This window comes from Shewanella algidipiscicola, assembly GCF_900380485.1.
GTDB classification, from domain to species: domain Bacteria; phylum Pseudomonadota; class Gammaproteobacteria; order Enterobacterales; family Shewanellaceae; genus Shewanella; species Shewanella algidipiscicola.
The window spans coordinates 198,621-217,515 of sequence record NZ_OXJV01000017.1; the positions used below are offsets into that span (position 1 = coordinate 198,621).

At 45.2% G+C, this 18,895-nt stretch carries 14 protein-coding genes; 5 read left to right on the top strand and 9 right to left on the bottom strand.

Annotated features, from left to right (window positions below):
* The first annotated feature begins 197 nt into the window (after nt 1–197).
* Nucleotides 198–1,304, top strand: a complete 1,107-nt coding sequence (locus tag DN599_RS13090; protein ID WP_110458036.1) for a phosphoribosylaminoimidazolesuccinocarboxamide synthase — start codon at nt 198–200, stop codon at nt 1,302–1,304.
* A 278-nt stretch (nt 1,305–1,582) separates the two neighbouring features.
* A complete protein-coding gene (locus tag DN599_RS19095; RefSeq protein ID WP_420820869.1) occupies nt 1,583–1,846 on the top strand; it encodes a DUF6868 family protein in 264 nt (87 codons plus the stop codon).
* A gap of 201 nt (nt 1,847–2,047) precedes the next feature.
* On the opposite strand, the gene lpxM is transcribed toward DN599_RS19095, so the two are convergent.
* The 4 genes from lpxM to pheS all read right to left on the bottom strand — a co-directional run bounded on the left by lpxM (nt 2,048) and on the right by pheS (nt 6,774).
* The gene (lpxM, locus tag DN599_RS13095; protein WP_110458037.1) at nt 2,048–2,983 is read right to left on the bottom strand and encodes a lauroyl-Kdo(2)-lipid IV(A) myristoyltransferase; all 936 of its coding nucleotides are present in this window, start codon (nt 2,981–2,983) and stop codon (nt 2,048–2,050) included.
* Nucleotides 2,984–3,084: 101 nt separating this feature from the next.
* Entirely contained in the window at nt 3,085–3,384 is a 300-nt protein-coding gene (gene ihfA, locus DN599_RS13100) for an integration host factor subunit alpha (RefSeq protein ID WP_110458038.1), read from the bottom strand.
* A gap of 4 nt (nt 3,385–3,388) precedes the next feature.
* Entirely contained in the window at nt 3,389–5,776 is a 2,388-nt protein-coding gene (gene pheT, locus DN599_RS13105) for a phenylalanine--tRNA ligase subunit beta (RefSeq protein ID WP_110458039.1), read from the bottom strand.
* Nucleotides 5,777–5,790: 14 nt separating this feature from the next.
* Entirely contained in the window at nt 5,791–6,774 is a 984-nt protein-coding gene (gene pheS / locus DN599_RS13110; RefSeq protein ID WP_110458040.1) for a phenylalanine--tRNA ligase subunit alpha, read from the bottom strand.
* A 366-nt stretch (nt 6,775–7,140) separates the two neighbouring features.
* Between pheS and DN599_RS13115 the strand changes: the two genes are divergently transcribed.
* Together DN599_RS13115 and DN599_RS13120 are read left to right on the top strand one after the other, a co-directional pair.
* Entirely contained in the window at nt 7,141–8,643 is a 1,503-nt protein-coding gene (locus tag DN599_RS13115; RefSeq protein ID WP_110458041.1) for a methyl-accepting chemotaxis protein, read from the top strand.
* A gap of 125 nt (nt 8,644–8,768) precedes the next feature.
* Complete coding sequence (locus DN599_RS13120; protein WP_110458042.1) at nt 8,769–11,420, top strand: PAS domain-containing protein; 2,652 nt, start codon at nt 8,769–8,771, stop codon at nt 11,418–11,420.
* Nucleotides 11,421–11,771: 351 nt separating this feature from the next.
* Here the strand turns inward: DN599_RS13120 and DN599_RS13125 are convergent, their stop codons facing one another.
* The 5 genes from DN599_RS13125 to topA form a co-directional block, all read right to left on the bottom strand.
* Nucleotides 11,772–12,641, bottom strand: a complete 870-nt coding sequence (locus DN599_RS13125) for a putative ATP-dependent zinc protease (protein ID WP_110458043.1) — start codon at nt 12,639–12,641, stop codon at nt 11,772–11,774.
* 68 nt (nt 12,642–12,709) lie between these two features.
* Entirely contained in the window at nt 12,710–13,081 is a 372-nt protein-coding gene (locus tag DN599_RS13130) for a SpoIIAA family protein (RefSeq protein WP_110458044.1), read from the bottom strand.
* Nucleotides 13,082–13,312: 231 nt separating this feature from the next.
* Nucleotides 13,313–13,660 (bottom strand): DUF3802 family protein, encoded by a 348-nt coding sequence (locus tag DN599_RS13135; protein WP_110458045.1) that lies wholly within the window; start codon nt 13,658–13,660, stop codon nt 13,313–13,315.
* Nucleotides 13,661–13,779: 119 nt separating this feature from the next.
* Nucleotides 13,780–14,355, bottom strand: coding sequence for a YceI family protein (locus tag DN599_RS13140; protein ID WP_239473305.1), 576 nt, complete (start codon nt 14,353–14,355; stop codon nt 13,780–13,782).
* 157 nt (nt 14,356–14,512) lie between these two features.
* Nucleotides 14,513–17,170, bottom strand: coding sequence for a type I DNA topoisomerase (topA, locus tag DN599_RS13145; RefSeq protein WP_110458047.1), 2,658 nt, complete (start codon nt 17,168–17,170; stop codon nt 14,513–14,515).
* A 349-nt stretch (nt 17,171–17,519) separates the two neighbouring features.
* Between topA and astB the strand changes: the two genes are divergently transcribed.
* On the top strand, nt 17,520–18,857 hold the full coding sequence (astB, locus tag DN599_RS13150) for an N-succinylarginine dihydrolase (RefSeq protein WP_110458048.1): 1,338 nt from the start codon (nt 17,520–17,522) through the stop codon (nt 18,855–18,857).
* The last annotated feature ends 38 nt before the right edge of the window (nt 18,858–18,895 follow it).

Sequence of the window (18,895 nt, forward strand, 5' to 3'; positions counted from 1 at the left end):
CCATTCGGGCTCTTTTTTATACGCTACGTCAGCCACAATCAGCAATGCTCAACTAACATCATCAGCGATAATTCATTAAACAAAACACTCTGTTTTCAAGTAAGTTATCCCACCGAAAAGACTGTTGCCACCTGTCAGTTCTGTTACAATTGCGCCGTTATCTCATCCTCTAACATGACAACTAAAAATAATACCCTATGAATCAATCAAACAAAGTTTTAGCCGTTAATGATGATCTGCCAATTCGTACCGATAAGGCTGTCCATTCAGGTAAAGTGCGCAGCGTATATTGGTTAACCGCAGCCGATAGCGCCCGTCTTATCGAGCAAAAAGGCTACGATGTGCCTGCCGATACCCCGCTAGCCATTATGGTGATCAGTGACCGTATTTCAGCCTTTGACTGTATTTGGCAAGGCGAGAATGGCCTTAATGGCGTACCCGGAAAAGGCGCCGCACTCAATGCCATCTCAAACCATTGGTTCAAACTGTTCAAAGAGAAAGGACTAGCAGATAGCCATATTCTTGATGTGCCGCATCCATTTGTATGGATAGTACAAAAAGCGAAGCCGGTAATGGTTGAAGCGATCGCAAGACAATACATCACCGGTTCCATGTGGCGAGCATATAGCAAAGGCGAACGTGATTTTTGCGGTATTACCCTACCTGAAGGGCTTAAGAAAGATCAAAAGCTGGATGAAGTACTAATCACCCCATCGACCAAAGGGGTGCTAACCGGACTTGAAGGCGTACCTGAAGCCGATGATGTAAATGTGTCGCGCGCCGATCTTGAGCGTCACCTTAACGCTTTCAACTTTCGTTCAATCAGCGACATCGACTTATATGAAAAACTCCTCAAAGAAGGCTTTGCGGTGATCAGTGATGCACTAGCAGAACAAGATCAAATTTTTGTCGATACCAAATTTGAATTTGGCTATGTAAAAGATGCCAGCGGCCAAGAGAAGCTTATCTATATGGATGAAGTCGGTACACCTGATTCATCACGTATTTGGGACGGTGAAGCACATCGTAACGGCAAAATCGTCGAGAAATCAAAAGAGGGTTTCCGCCAGTGGTTACTAAACCATTTCCCCGATCCCGACATCTTGCTCAATAAAGAGCGCATGCCTGAGCGTTTTGCCCTCGCCCGCGATAATAAGCTGCCAACAGAAGTAATGATGGATATCTCAAATACCTATGTTGGTATCGCAGAAACCATTATTGGTGAGAAACTCATCTTAAGTGACAACCCGCGTCAAGAAGTCATTAATATCCTGCGTGATGAGTATCAATTAATTGTGAATTAATCGCTGACACCTTGCACCAGCGTCAATGATAAAACCGTAATGGTAACTGCTCCATTACGGTTTTTTTATGCCAAAATGAAGCTCAGGTATTAGCTTCTTAGCTTTAAATCATATTCCCGCTGCGACATGAGCATCTTTATCGTCATCACCAAACCTCAGCATTAAGTAACCACTTTAATGGCAAATGATACCTTCAAGTCACCCAGCATAAATTAACTCATAAGCTTGCCCACAGCACTTATAATAAAGTGATAATAATTCATTAATGTGGGACACCTATGAATACTCTTAATCTAGATACTATCAATTACATCTGTGGATTTTTAGGTTGGTGTACGATACTCAATATCGTGTTGTTCTGTTATATGGCAGTTATGCTTATCGCCTTTAATGCACCAATCAAGCGCTTGCATAGCCGTATAATGCTTATCCCTAAAGAACAGCTAAACGGGCTTTACTTCTCACTTTTAGCACACTATAAATTGGCGATATTGATCTTAAATCTGGTGCCTTATTGTGCCATGAAAATAATGGCTCAATAACATTTTGCTGTAGCCTAGCCCGCGCTCAATATTGTGATTCTGTCATCGTGCACACGGTGTAATGCCTTATTTCAGCAAGCCTAATGACAACAAGCAACGATTTAACAGATCCAAAGTCACCATATAAAACAGGTGGATCGCACTTGTTGTCGAGCCACCTGTTTTCTGAGATTTCTCAAGTTTACTTGGGTGAGTCGCACCTCAATAAATAGGCGCCTCTCCTGGCGGGCGGGTACGTAAGACTTTTAAAAACCACATATACTGCTCTGGATACGCTGAAATGACCTGCTCTACTGCGCGGTTAAGCGCTAAGGCTTCATTTTCTTTGCCTTGCATCTCATCGGGAGAAATCGCCGGCATGACAGTTAACTGGAATTTGCGGCGCTGTTGATCGTAGCCAATTTTAACAGGCATCACCTGAGCGTTTCCAGCCGATGCTAATCTTCCCACCACAGGCAGCGTGGCTTTTACCGTGGCAAAAAAAGGCGCAAATACACTTTTTTCTGGGCCTAAATCTTCATCGGGCAGATAAAAGAAACTGTTATCATTTTTAAGTTCAGAAAGTAGTGCCCGAATGCCAGCATCGCGCATATAGATATTGCCACCTTGTGAGCTGCGCATGCGATTATTAAACCAATCAAAGAGTGTATTGCGGTGCGCTTTAGCCATAGAGACCATAGGCAACTCGAGATTCAAACGCAGCCCCGCATACTCAATTCCCCATACATGGGGCATGATAAAGATAACGGGTTGGCCCGCATCGCGCGCCCGCTGTACATGCTCAAAGCCATCAAGCATGACACGGCGACGTAAATTATCGCTCGAGCGAATAAGTAACTCTGATTGTGCCAGCAAGATCATCACAAAATTAGCGATATTCTCATCGAGTAACTGACTAATTTCGCTCTGTGATTTTTCTGGAAAGCAGGTTTCTAGGTTAGCCCTTGCAATGCGCAGCGGTTTTTTAGCCACTTTTTTAACTAATTTGGCGAGCATGCGCGCTATGGGATCGCGCACTCGTGCTGGCATTGCACCAAAAATGACCAACACACCGATCGCCAGCCATGTTGGCCAAAGTTTGGGGTGTAACAAGCTAAGCTTAAAGCGGCGATCAAAATATTTGGGTTTTCTAGACAAGTAATTAAACCTCTAAACTTGCAAAAAAGTAAGATGAATCGGCAAATAAAAAACAGAAAAAGCCACTCTTTGAGTGGCCTTAACTGTCTCGATAACTAACGTTATTTATCGGCTTTATTAGCCTCTTCGACTCGGCTCTTGAGCTTCTGTCCTGGACGGAAAGTCACCACACGACGAGCAGAAATTGGAATATCCTCGCCTGTTTTTGGGTTTCTTCCCGGTCTTTGGTTTTTGTCCCTTAGGTCAAAGTTGCCAAAACCAGATAACTTGACCTGCTCACCGTTTTCGAGTGCTTGACGAATCTCTTCGAAAAACGTCTCTACCATCTCTTTTGCGACTCGCTTATTAATACCAAGTGTCTCAAAAAGATGTTCTGCCATTTCGGCTTTGGTAAGTGCCATACTTTTAATCCCTCAACAATGCGTTGAACTCTGACTTGAGTTCAGAAACTACTTTTTCAACCATCTCAGCAATTTCTTTTTCTTCAAGTGTACGAGCGTTGTCTTGTAGTGTAAGTGCTATCGCCAGACTCTTTTTGCCCGGTTCAACACCTTTACCTTGGTATACATCGAACAAGTTTAAGCCAACCAACTGATTTTCGCCAACTTTTCTTATCAAATTTATAACATTGCCCGCTGAAACCTGCTCATCAACAACAATGGCAATGTCTCTACGATTTGCTGGAAACTTAGACACAGCCTGGGCTAGCGGTAAACTTGCATGCAATAAAGCGTCTAATTCAAGTTCAAAAATAATGGTTTTACCGTTTAATCCAAATGGCTTTTCTAAGCTCGGATGGACGGCACCAATGACACCTATGACGCGATCATTTCTTAATATTTCAGCACATTGCCCCGGATGTAATGCCGGGTGAGATGCTGATCTAAAAGTAAATTCTTCATCAGATACTGTCAAGCCGATAATGGCTTCTAGGTCACCTTTAAGGTCGAAAAAGTCGACCGTTTTAGATTCCATTGACCAATGTTCATCATTTTGGTTGCCTGAAATCACCGCTCCCAACATTGGTTGTTGACGTACTTGAGACTCTGCCGTCTCATCTGGTACAAAGCGCAAGCCAGTTTCAAATAGGCGCACACGGTTTTGCTGACGACTTTGGTTATACCCTACCGCGGTCAATAAGCCAGTAAACATCGACAAACGCATCGCTGACATCTCTACCGAAATAGGATTAGGCAAGATCATTGCCGGCGCATCAGGATGGATCAGGGCTTGCTGCTTAGGATCGACAAAACTATATGTCACCGCTTCTTGGAAACCACGCGCCACCAACATTGCCCGCACACGCTTTAAATCAATGTCAGATTCTTTATGATCTGGCATACGCAGCGCTGCTATTGGGGCCGTATTAGGAATGTTGTTGTAACCATAAATACGCGCCACTTCTTCGATAAGGTCTTCTTCAATCGCCATATCGAAACGGTAAGTCGCCGTGGTCACGTTCCAAGCGCCATCGATCGCCTCAACGATAAAACCTAATCGTTGCAGAATTTCAGTGACATCATTGTCAGCAATATGATGACCCAATACGCGATCAAGCTTACTGCGACGTAGCGTAATGCTAACAGGCTTGGGCAAATGCTCATCGGATTTTGACTCAACCACTGGACCGGCTTCGCCGCCACAGATATCAAGTACTAGCCGCGTCGCTCTGTCCATCACTTTAGCTTGCAGCTCAGGATCGACACCACGCTCAAAACGGTGTGATGAATCGGTATGTAAGCCTAAACGACGCGATTTGCCCATAATGGCCAGTGGCGCAAAGAAAGCACATTCAAGTAAAATGTCTTGTGTTTGCGCACCCACGCCCGATGCTTCACCACCAAAGACACCAGCCAACGCCAGTGCTTGTTGTTGATCGGCTATCACTAAAGTATCAGCCGGCACCGTAATTTCATTGCCATCAAGCAAGGTCAGTTTTTCTTCACCATCAGCCAAACGCACCACGATGTCACCGCTAAGCGTGGCTAAATCGAATGCATGCATTGGTTGACCAAACTCGATCAACACATAGTTAGTAATGTCGACTATCGGATCGATAGAACGAATACCACTGCGGCGCAGCTTCTCTTGCATCCATACTGGTGTTTGTGCTTTAACGTTGATGTTCTTAACCACACGGCCTAAGTAACGTGGGCATGCCGCAGGCGCTTGGTTATCAATAACAACCGCATCAGTAATCGTCGCAGTTACCGCTTCCCATGTTGGCTCGGTCACTGCTTGACGATTTAATACGCCGACTTCGCGAGCCAGACCTACCATACCTAAACAATCGGCGCGGTTAGCTGTTAAATCAACGTCAATCACGGCATCATCTAGATCTAGGTATTCACGAACATCGGTACCAATTGGTGCATCTAATGGTAGCTCGATAATGCCATCACTTTCGATATCGATACCCAGTTCGCCATAGGAGCACAGCATACCAAATGATGGCTGACCACGAAGTTTAGCCTTCTTAATTTTAAAGTCGCCCGGTAATACGGCGCCGACCATAGCCACGGCCACTTTCAGTCCTAAACGACAGTTAGGCGCACCGCAAACAATGTCGATCAACTCATCTTGACCCACATTAATTTTAGTCACGCGCAATTTATCGGCATCTGGATGTTGGCCACATTCGACCACTTCACCGATAATCACGCCAGAAAACTCACCTGCAACGGCGTCGATTCCATCGACTTCAAGACCTGCCATGGTAATTTGGTGAGATAATTCTTCTCGGGTCACACTTGGGTTAACCCATTCACGAAGCCAAGATTCGCTAAATTTCATTTTTACTCGCTCCGTTATTTGAATTGCTTAAGAAAGCGCAGATCGTTCTCGAAGAATGAACGCAAATCGTTAACGCCATAACGCAGCATAGATAAACGCTCAACTCCCATACCAAAGGCAAAGCCTTGATACTTTTCAGGATCAATTCCTACGCTGCGCAGCACATTAGGATGTACCATGCCGCAACCCAATACTTCTAACCACTTACCGTTTTTACCCATCACGTCGACTTCCGCTGAAGGTTCAGTGAAAGGAAAGTAAGATGGACGGAAGCGTACTTGTAAATCTTCTTCAAAAAAGTTACGCAAGAAATCGTGCAGGATCCCTTTTAACTCGGCAAAGTTTACCTGCTCATCAACCAGTAAACCTTCGACCTGATGAAACATCGGCGTGTGGGTTTGATCATAGTCATTACGGTAAACTCGGCCCGGAGAGATAATTCTCAGCGGCGGCTTTTCGTTTTCCATGGTACGGATCTGTACACCCGAGGTTTGAGTACGCAACATCAACTTAGGATTAAAGTAGAAGGTGTCATGATCGGCACGTGCCGGGTGATGCTCCGAAATATTGAGTGCATCGAAATTATGGAAATCATCCTCAATTTCAGGCCCCTGCTTGACGCTAAAACCCAGTTCACCAAAGAAAGTTTCAATACGTTCGATAGTTCGCGTAACTGGGTGTAGTCCACCATTGTCAATACGACGTCCTGGCAAGGTCACGTCGATACTTTCTGCCGCTAATTTGGCTTCAAGTTCGGCTGATTTCAGCCCGTCTATACGCTCAGATAACTTCTGCTGCACGGCTTGCTTAGCTTGGTTAACTGCTTGGCCAAAAGCAGGCTTCTCTTCTGCACTAAGCTTCCCCATCATTTTCATCATGTCGGTGATCTTACCTTTTTTACCAAGGTAATCGACACGAAGCTCATCGAGGGCTTTCAGATCATCAGTCCCTTCGATAGCCTGCAAGGCCTGTTCTACGATTTCTGTTAACTGTGACATCATCTCTTCCAGTACGCCCGCTCCCGAGTTCGAGAGCCAAGACTTTCTATATGCTGACTATTTATCTTGCGAAAATAGAAAAAGAGACAAATTTTACGTGAGCCTAAGCCGTTTGACTAGGGCTTATTTGCTATTTTTCCTTAGAGTTTCGCGGATCTAAGCTGCTGAGGCAGAAGGATAACGGGTTTTAAGATTAAAAATAGGGCTGAAATGCTGCCTATGGTGTGATCTTCCCCTGTAACCACAACAAAGACAAATACGTACAAATAAACAACAAGCAGTCATTGCGAGTTGCATTTGCTATAAAGTAATTACAATTCAACCCGATAACATGGTTACCACTTTGCACCGCAAACGAGTATTTCGATGAAAGAAGTCAAGTTTAGATGGATAGACCAATACCTAATCCACATGAGCTTAAAAACAAAATTTACCGTTTTAGCCATTATTCCCATTATGACCCTCATTGGCTTAGCCCTGGTTTTATATGGGCTGTTCAATCATCAACTGAGCCAAAGTCATCAAGTCACTAGCATTAATAATGCACAGCAACTCGCCGATGCAATAGAGATCAGCTATCAACACATCCCGATTGAGCAGCAATTAGCCTTCAAACGTGCCTTAGTTCAACAAGGTATCGCCACACCATCGGACTCGTTAACTGTCGATGTGGCGCGTATGGCGTCACAAGGCGGTGGCGTGAACCTTATCGATGACGACATTAACGCCTATAGCCGCATAACAGATAGCGGGCTTATCGCCCTCGTTCAGGTCAAGGATTTACGCCAGGCACTTGATTCGGCTAAACCCTATGTATTGACCACTTTAGTCGTGTTGACCCTAATCATCTTGATCGCTTGCTATTATATTTCAACCTTTGTTGGCGGCGCGCTCTACACCAGCGTAATGGCCCTAAAGCGCGCAGCCGATGGCGATCTCACCGGCCGGCTTAACTTCTTCGAAGTGAAAGATGAATTTAGCATCTTGGCAGTCAGCATAGATACCTTAGTTGAGCGTCAGCACAACCTTGTCCGTCAGCTATCACAAGCCAGTAACCAAATTCGTTCAGTGGTTCAAGACTTTAGGCAGACGGCCGAAGAAGGATTGCACTTGGCCGCGGGCCAACGTCAACATTTAGACTCACTCGCCACAGCGATGGAGCAGATGACAGCCGCAGTTAAAGAGGTGGCACATAACGCCGAGTTATCGTCGAGCGAAACCCAAGAAGCCAACCAACAAGTTGAGACGGGGTCTAAAGATATTGAGATTACCGTGGATGCAATTGGTGCGTTATCCAACGAGATTGGTGACGCCTCACATGCCGTTAATGTGCTTAATGAGAATGCCAGCAAAATTGATGAAGTAGTGTCGACCATTAATGCGATTTCTGAACAAACAAACCTGCTGGCATTAAATGCCGCCATTGAAGCTGCTCGCGCCGGTGAACAAGGGCGAGGCTTTGCCGTGGTCGCCGATGAAGTGCGTACCTTGGCAGGGCGGACTCAAGCCGCTACCGTAGAAATTAAAACCATGATTGAAGCGTTACAAAGTGGCTCGCAAAATTTAACTCAAGTGATGCAGCGTACCGTGGCATTGGCGCAAAATGGGAAGCAACATGTACTCGATACCGGTAATGACTTGAAAGCCATCGCCCACCATAGTGAAAAGGTGTACGAGATGAGCGTCATGATCGCGACCTCTGCCGAACAGCAATCTGCGGTGGCTAACGAAATAGCCACAAACCTCATGGAAATACGCAATCAATCTCATGAGGTTGAGACATCGGCTAACCAATCTGTATCAGGTTGTGATGAATTACACGCCACCGCAGAGCAATTAGATCGGCTGCTCATCGGCCTAAACGTTTAATACCTAACCGACGCTAGCCTTATTAACTATAAGGCTAGCGCACTGTTTTGCTTTACTATTTAATCTCAGTCTGCTTTGATTAAACTCGATTATATCGCGTTGGGTAAAAGGAACTGCTACTGAAAATGGCTATTCACACTAAACACAATACAACAATGCGCAATACCCGATGGAAAAACAGCCTGACGGTTAAATTTACTTTCGTTCAATTTGTTGTTGCCGCACTCATCATAGCCTCCAGTACTTGGTTTATTTTTACCGCTGAAAAAAAGCATCATATCGACACCCAACTCTCCTTAAGCCAAAGCTATGCTCACGCTGTTATCGCTCAATTACAACAAGTGACCTCTAAAGTGGAAACTTTAGCCCGTTCACTCGGCACAGTCGGTGAAACTTACCAAGGTCAAGCTACACAAATTAATAAATTAATTCCGCCACTGCTGACGATGGAAGATGATCAGCAGCTGATTGTTAGCGGTGGCATTTGGCCTGAGCCGCAAAAAGCGTCAGGGGAAGCGTCATTAAATGGTTTTTTCTGGGCTAAAGATGACACCCAACATTTTCGGCAAGTTGATGGCTATAACCAAACGGGCGCAGGGCCAAGCTACGATAAAACGAGCTGGTATACTCCGGCGAAATATTTACAAGATAGTCATACCCATTGGTCGCAATCCTACATCGACCCTTACACCCAACAATTGATGATCACCGCCACCATCCCGATGCGCGTTAATCATCAATTTATCGGCGCCGCATCTGTGGATATGGCATTGAGCGGAATCGATAAACAATTTACTTTTTCAGATCAAAACCCGCTCTCTAAAGGTTATATTATCGCGTTAGATGCCTATAATAACCTGCTTAGCGATCCATTTAAAAACCACGCCAATGAATCACAACATTTAGGTAAATCCTTTACCAATTTAGTGAGCCATTACCCTGCTCTCGCCCCGCTTGGCGCGGCGATTGAACAGATGGATAAGCAGTTTTATCAACACGTCATGGCTAAACCGGCTTATCAAAGTGCACAGTTACAGCCATTACTTGACCACACAGCTAAGGCGCAGCATGACAGACTCGTGGCAGTTATCAATGCCTCGCTGCAACCTAAAGCCATTAAACAATCTGTGGTCACCTTAGAGCTTGACTCTGGTCCACTACTCAACAAACCCGTATTGATCTCGATCCTCACCATGGAAGAGACCTTATGGAAGATCATTCTAGTGACCCCTATCTCTGGGTTATCACAGCAAGCCAACGCAATCGCGGTGAAGGTAGGGGCGTTTCTGTTACTGTCACAACTGGTGGCATTGATCATTTTATTTATCTTTCAGCATAAGCTGTTTATTCGGCCTATCTTTCAAATATCATCAGCCTTACAAAGTGGCAATTTGGGCTGGTTGGCCCTCGATGCCAATGCACGTCAAGACGAAATTGGTCAGCTCGCGAAGGCCTTTGTCGCCCGCAGTAACCAATTAGAGATAGCCTACGCCAGCCTAGATGCCAGTAACCTTGCACTGGAGCAACAATTATCGATGCAACAACAGGCTCAAGCTGAGTTAGAAAATAAAAAAGAGCTGATTAATTCGCTGCTTAATGCATCCCAGAACCTAATTTGCATCAAAGACATGAGCGGTAGATACACCTTAGTCAATGACAAGTTTTGTGAAATATTAGGCTTAGAGCGCGAGCAGATACTGGGCGCAAAAGACAGTGATATTTACCCACAACATATTGCAGAGATAGTGGCACACCATGATGCCATTATTAAAAATAATGACAACGCGCAGAGCTTCGAGCAACCCATACCCACCATACATGGTGAGTTAACCTATTTAGTGACTAAGTACCCTATCAACGACGCCGACGGAAATCTCATGGCTTTGGGCGCCATGGCAATGGATATCAGTAGTTTAAAATCACGCCAGCTAGAACTAGATACGCGCATTCAAATACTAGCCCAACAAAATGCACAGTTACAACAAGCGCTCAATTTGGCGCAGCAACAGAGTCAAGTACAGGCAACGGCCACAACCGCTAATCGCCACAACTTTGCAGCGAATAACTCATCCATTGCAACGGCTAATAGCGAACACGAGCAACAACAGCTCTTATTGCACTTAGTGCAGCAACTTAATAAGCAACAATTAATTGCACTTGAGCATCTATTTACTCGGCTGCAAAGAATCGCTACCGGCGCGACTAATCAAAACGGCACAAACGAGCACCTAATAGACGAGTTAGCCGAGCAGATTGATATCTTACGTCATACGCAACCACTACTGCTTAACGAGCATCAAGAAACAAAATCCATCCAGATCGAACAATATTTACAAGATATGTTGGCGATGCTTGCACCGCAACTGAAACAGAAACAAGTGCAGTGGCAGGTAAACAGCGAGCAATCACTGGCGGTGTCTCTGCCCTCTTGGCACCTGTTTTATCTAAGTTACCGCTTAATCAATAACACACTAGTACACGCTTTCCCCAATGAAGTCCCTTTCGACAATCCAAAAACGTTACATCTTGCTGTGAGCTACCAGGAGGGCAAGCTCACCATCACACTGCGCGATAATGGTATTGGTCTCTCGAGCAGTGCCTTAACTAAATTACAAGCACAACTGACTAACCATGAAGGTTATGGCACCTTAGTAGCACTTAACCGTTGGTTAGCCACCCATTATGAGGGCGAAATAAGTATCACATCGCTGGCCCGCCAATTTACTGAGATACGTTGTCAGATCCCCTTGAGTGGCCAGCAAATACATTGCAGTTAATATTGCTCAACTCAGCCATAAACAGGGATAAGCCATATGACTAGGCAAGCGGCTTAAGGCTTACATTTCGTGATAACTGCTGCTAATTAGCTATTTTTGTAGTGGCGTAGACCCGCTGAAACAAGCACTGACAGCTTAAGCTTTGGCAAGGGAGGCTGTTCTGACTCTGATTGACACCGAAATAATTTAACAAATAAACATGAGGTTAAAGTTGAGCTGCGGCAGTTAGCGTATCGATAAGCATTTGAAAGCGATCTGGATTGATAACTATAATATCGACAGGCAAAAAATAGGCGCACAAATGGCGCCCAAGCTAGCCAACGTTAAACTGTCTACCGTCATGAAAGTATATTAGCGCGAGACATCGACCATATAATGCCCCTGCAACCAATTGCGCCCAATAAGCAGTTTATTGGTCATTTTTGAGCGATCACGTAAATTCACCTTGGTTTTATACTCTTTACCTGGCTCGCCCACGTTAAGCTCAACCATATAGCGGATCTCGCTGCCTTGGGCGTTTCGAATCAATGATGTTTCCACGATGCGGCTACGCACCCGCTGTCTTTCACCCTGCTCATTTTCAGTGGTGAAAGCTATCATCTTACCGACATTTTTTTCCATATCTTCGACGCCGCCTTCAATCTTAAGATCAACAGCATGCAGTGAATTTTCAACCGCTCCCGTATCAATACGAGTCTTATACTGTAATCCTGTCTCCACGATATTAATCATTGCCACTGGGCCTATCAGCTGCTTTTCAGCAACATCAACAATATAGTGATCTTTAAGCCAATTACGACCAACCAGTAAACGGTAATCCATATGGCTACGATCGCGCAGGTTCACTTTCACTTGACGCTCCTTGCCATCGAAACCAACGTTTAATGACACCATGTAGCGCGTTTCTCTTCCCTGTGAATTTTTCACTGTGGACACTTGGATAATTTTGGCACTTAAACGCCGTGCTTCACCGGCTTCATTTTGTGTCGTAAACCAAAGGGTTTTGCCGATGTTATCTTTCATTTTGGCCGCGCTACCACCTTCAATCTCTAGATCGATGGCATGTAATGAGGTATTTGCCGCTCCCGTGTCCATGCGTGCATCGTAGATGAGGCCCACCTCTTCAACAGATAATTGAGCCGTTTGTCCAATGATCTCTTTTTGTGCACCCCAGCTTGGCATGGTAAGCAAGATGGCACAAAAACAAATGACTTTAAGCATTTAACACCTCATATCTAATCAATTAAAAAGCCGACAATTTGAGTCGGCTTAATGGCAATATATTGTTTTTACTCGGTGACCTCTTGGTCGGCTAACCACTGACGCGCTGCATCCCGATTGTCACGCTCAAAGACTTTAACAGGACAAGGCACCATGCAGGCTAGCACTGAAGCCATACGTGCATCACGCCCAGTGATAATGACAACTCGTGAAAAATCAGTCAAATGAAAAAACGCTAATTTTGCATCATCCCAAAGTGTCTCAACCGACACTCCTTCAAAGTGTTCACCCAACTCATACCACAGCTTAATCGTTGCATGATCTTTTAACTTGGTCTCGATAGCAGGCAATAACCGTTGATTATAATCATCACTAGTCAGTACGCCATCCACCTTCATTGCTATCACTTCATGACTGAACCCATCGAGTAACTCGATCATTGCTTACTCCTTGTCTAATCAAGTGCCGATTAAATGGCCCTATTCGATAAATGCCGATGCAAAGAGCAACTGGCAATAACCACTGACTTATGGCGAAGATTAACGTCTTCTACAAGGTCAAAAACTCATGGTGTCTTGCCTTTAGCAACCTCTCACGCAGCGGTGCTACATTGACAAATCATTGTTTGGTCAGTTTATCAGGGATCGGTAAGGCAAGCCGCTCAAGGGACATTACTGTAACTTTGCAATTTCTTGGTCAAATAAATTTTTGATTAAGCCTGAAAACTCAGTGATAAACAGCGTTTGCTCAGAGGTGGCATTATGATGCGCAACTTTAGCCAAAATCTCTTCTAGATCATAGACAATCGCATCGACTTCTCGTATGACGGTATTACGCTGAGCAAAGGTTAATGCAGGGTTTTGACCACACACCATAATAATCTGCGCCGCAAGCTGCTCTTCAAACAGCTCCATCACAGTGTCGCCGCCAATTATGGTGCTATCTGACGACTCAAAAAGCCCCAGATGCTCGGTGAGATATTGTATGAGATGGATATATCCGTCTTTATCTGTAACCATGATTCGCCTTAACAAACATTAATTGAAGAGCATGTTCTCACCCATGCTCTTAATTCGGTAATTGCCGCTATTATGGTACAAATCGCGTAGTCAGTCTCGTCTAAAGTGCACGTTTTTAGTTAACGGTTTAAAGTTAACACAAATGATACTGGCACGGCTTGGCTAATAGCGCTTAAGCCGGCGAGTTCGCGTAGCTTCTCGACCCCTGCTGCTAAGTCGAAATCGGCGGCATTGATGATAAGAGGCATTTCACTGGTAACTAACAGCGTGTTTTGATTCAGTTTGGCAACCCGCACCGTAATATCTAACGCTTTAGATTGACCGTGCAACATAACCTTAGCAGGGATAGCCATGGTGTCCATGCTGCCCACCGCCAGCTTATCTACCGTCTGAGCATCAATAGCGGCGGTTAATGACAAGGTTGGAAACTGCGCTGTTTCAAATAATACCTGCTTCATGCGCTCATCACGGATATCGATATTGGTCCATACACTGGTTAATGGAATCGATAAAGAAAAATCGCCATTAGCAGCTAACTCACCGGTGATCTGAGTAAACTTATGGATCTCTGCAATATCGCCATTTTTAAACGACATAAAATTGACCACTGAATCTTGATTATTCACTTGCCAATTTGAGGCAAACACACTCAGGCTCATAACGGCGGCCCATATACCTAATAATACTGTTTTCATTTCACGCTCCATTGAGTTAGCTGTAATTCCATTAACCAATATCAAGCTATTACACTGATGGTTATTTCTATATTAGCCTATTATAAAATGCGTTGAAGCGCGAAATTAATCGCCATAAAAAAGCCCTAACAAGGTTAGGGCTTTTTATTATCGCTAGCTATTTTGCTTTTGGCTTAGCCTTGGGTTTCGCTTTAGGCTTGGCCTCTGTCACCCATTTACCATCGATATATTTAGCGGTCCAACCTGTAGCCTTACCATCAACTTCGGTAGCCACATACTGCTCTTTGGTCTTACGACTAAAGCGCACAAACGCCTTATTCCCGTCATCATCTGTCACTGGAGCATCGGCAAGATACTGATACTTAGGCCATAATAATTCTCGGTATTTAACCAACTCTTCGACTAAGGGAGCACGAGTTTCACGTGATTTAGGGAAAGTACTGGCCGCCATAAAAATACCCGCTGCACCATCACGTAATACAAAGTAGCCATCGGACTTAGTACACTTAAGATCGGGTAGATGAATCGGATCTTCTTTTGGTGGCGCCGCTTCACCGCTTTTAAGCAGTTTACGGGTATTTTTACATTCGCTATTAGTACAACCGAAATATTTACCAAATCGGCCGTTTTTAAGCTCCATGTCATTACCGCAGCGGTCACACTCTAAGATAGGACCTTCATATCCTTTAATCTTAAATTGGCCCTGTTCGACTTCATAGCCGTCGCACATAGGGTTATTACCGCACACATGCAACTTACGCTTCTCATCAATTAAGTAGCTATCCATGGCTGTGCCACAGACACCACAGCGATGTTTGGCCCGCAGCGCATCCGTCTCGGCATCTTCGCTGTTTTCACTCACCGCCTCTTCACCCGGGGTCAAGTTCATGGTGGTTTTGCAACGCTCTTTAGGCGGCAAGGCATAACCAGAACATCCCAAGAACACCCCGGTAGTGCCTGTGCGGATACCCATAGGACGCTGACAAGTTGGGCATTGAATATCAGTTAGCACCATCTCGTTAGGACGCATGCCGCCCTCTTCTGGTGGTAACTCGGCTTTTTCTAATTGCGCCGTTAAATCTTTGTAGAAGTTGTCGAGTACTTTTTTCCAATCAAGCTGGCCTTGGGCCACGTTATCGAGCGTTTGCTCCATGCCCGCGGTAAAGTCGTAACTCATTAACTCTTCGAAACTGCCCACGAGGCTTTCGCTCACGATTTCACCCATTTTCTCGGCGTAGAAACGACGATTTTCCACCTTGACGTAACCGCGGTCTTGGATGGTTGAGATGATCGTGGCATAGGTCGATGGACGACCAATTCCGCGTTTTTCTAACTCTTTCACCAGTGACGCTTCGCTGTAACGCGCGGGCGGCTTGGTGAAATGCTGTTTGGGTAGTAACTCTTCGAGCGCCAAATTGTCACCTTTGGCAACAAACGGCAAGGTGTTATCTTCTTCGTTTTTCTTCTTGATGGCGGTTTGTACGCGCGTCCAACCATCAAATTTAAGCGTACGACCAGTCGCCTTTAATTCATAATCGGCAGCCGATACGGTTAAGCGAGTAGCATCGTATTTAGCAGGTGTCATCTGACAAGCCACAAACTGACGCCAAATCAGCTCATAAAGACGCTGAGCATCACGCTCCATGTCCGAAAGGCTCGCAGCCGTCACTTTTACGTTGGAGGGGCGAATCGCTTCGTGGGCCTCTTGTGCGCCTTCCTTGCTACCGTATCGAATCGGGGCTTCGGGTAAATACTTATCACCAAAGTCATTGGCGATCATTTCCCGAACATTATCTAACGCTTCTTGACTCAAGTTGGTTGAATCGGTACGCATATAAGTAATATGACCAGCCTCATAGAGACGCTGCGCCATCATCATGGTTTTCTTGACGCCAAAACCCAATCGGGTGCTCGCCGCTTGTTGCAAGGTCGAAGTAATATAGGGCGCAGACGGTTTACTCGATGTGCCTTTGTCCTCACGATCGCTCACCACAAAAGTGGCACCAGATAAGGCCGCCACCGCCGCCATGGCTTGGGCTTCATTTACCGGATTGAAGGCATCGCCTTGGTACTTATTGACCTGCATTTTAAGCGATTCATTACTGAGCGTGTTTAGCTGAGCATGAATGTCCCAAAATTCTTCTGGCACAAAGGCTTTAATTTCGCTTTCGCGTTCAACCACTAAGCGAGTCGCAACCGATTGCACACGACCCGCAGATAAGCCTCTGGCCACTTTTTTCCACAACAGCGGCGATACCATAAAGCCAACAACACGGTCGAGGAAGCGACGTGCTTGTTGAGCATTAACCATATTGGTATCTAGACTAGAGGGATGGCTGAAGGCCTCTTGAATGGCAGTTTTGGTGATCTCATTAAACACAACGCGCTGATAGCGCGCCGGATCCCCACCAATCACTTCTTGTAAATGCCAGGCGATCGCCTCTCCTTCTCTATCCAAATCGGTTGCGAGAAAGATATGGTCGGCATTTTCAGCAAGAGATTGTAATTCTTTGACGACTTTTTCTTTACCGGGCAGAATTTGATACTGGGCTTTCCAGCCATTTTCAGGATCTACCCCCATGCGAGCGACGAGAGCTTGCTTGGCTTTTGCGGCTTTATAAATTGCCTTTTCTTCAGGAGACATCTTGCGCACTTCAGCGGGCGTTTTCGTCAAAGACTTCGCCTCACTGGTGGAAGATGTTGGTAGGTCACGAATGTGCCCCACACTCGATTTCACGATGTAATCTTTGCCGAGATATTTATTAATAGTCTTGGCTTTGGCCGGTGATTCGACAATAACTAGCGATTTACCCATAGAATGATCTGCGCCAAAAAGTCTCAAAATTCTGTAAATTGGCTCCATATATAGAGTGTTGTACTCCGAGTTTCAAGCAAATCCCTGTTTTATTTGTCACAGACAGCCAATTTTTAACCATTTCTTAAAAAAATGTAAAAAATAATATTTCGCCATAACATGCTAATTTTCCATTATTGTGCACTCATAAGTGATACTTATGCACTTATAACCCTATCGACACTCACATGCCCAAAGTGGCAACTTGTTAAGCACGTCACCTTACGTATACTGGTGCCCAAATTCAGCAAATCATCAAGTACCGTATTAATGGTTTGCCTACAATAATAATGATATTGAAGGAATGGGAATGAAGCATTACGAAGCGAATTTTGATGGACTCGTTGGACCAACACACAACTATGCAGGCCTCTCCTTTGGCAATGTCGCCTCACTAAACAATGCCGCATCGACCTCAAGTCCAAAGTCGGCCGCTAAACAAGGCTTACTGAAAGCCAAAGCACTTGCAGATATGGGAATGGTTCAAGGCATGCTGGCCCCTCAGGAGCGACCAGACCTACATACACTGCGTCGAATTGGTTTTTCCGGCAGCGATGCACAAGTATTAAGTAACGCGGCTAAGCAAGCCCCTGCGGTCCTTAGAGCATGTTGTAGCGCATCCAGTATGTGGACGGCAAATGCGGCCACTGTCTCGCCCAGTGCCGATACCCACGATGGTAAGCTACATTTTACTCCCGCTAACTTAGTCGATAAATTACACCGCAGCATAGAACCAATTACCACAGGCAACATTCTTAAGGCCACATTTAATAACTCTCGCTATTTTAGCCACCACCAACATCTACCAGAACATGCCAGTTTTGGTGATGAAGGCGCGGCTAACCATACCCGTTTATGCAGTGAATATGGTCATGCTGGGCTCGAGCTTTTTGTCTACGGCCAAGAAGCGACTAACCCTTTAGCGGCCAAGCCCAAGCTTTTCCCTGCTAGGCAAACCTTAGAAGCGTCACAAGCGATAGCACGCTTACACCAACTCGATGATGACAGCGCGGTATTTATCCAGCAAAATCCTGATGTGATTGATCAAGGGGTGTTTCATAACGATGTCATCGCCGTGGGTAACCAAAATGTACTGTTTTATCATCAACAAGCGTTTGTCGACACTCAAGCGAAAATCGCCGAGATCCAGCGTAAATTTAATGGTCAAGAGTTGCACTTTATTGAGGTGCCCACCGCCAAGGTCAGCATTGACGATGCGGTTAAAAGCTACCTTTTTAATACTCAAATCATTACGTTACCCAGTGGTGAGATGGCCATTATTGCACCTACAAATTGCCAAGATAATCCAGCGGTTGCAGCTTACCTTGATGAGGTCGTTGCCTTAGGCACCCCCATTAAGCAGGTGCATTACTTCGATGTGAAGCAGAGTATGCAAAATGGCGGTGGCCCAGCTTGCCTGCGTTTACGTGTGGCCATGAATGAGATGGAAGTGGCGGCCGTAAACCAGCATACATTAATGAGTGATGCACTTTTTGCTCGCCTTAATCTCTGGGTCGATAAGCATTATCGTGATGAGCTGGCCGTTGATGATCTTGCCGATCCCCAGCTTGTTATCGAATCGCGTACCGCCCTTGATGAGCTAACGCAAATTATGAAACTGGGTAGTGTGTATCAATTTCAAAAATAAACTAAAACTTGAATCCTTAATAATCAATAAAAAAGCGC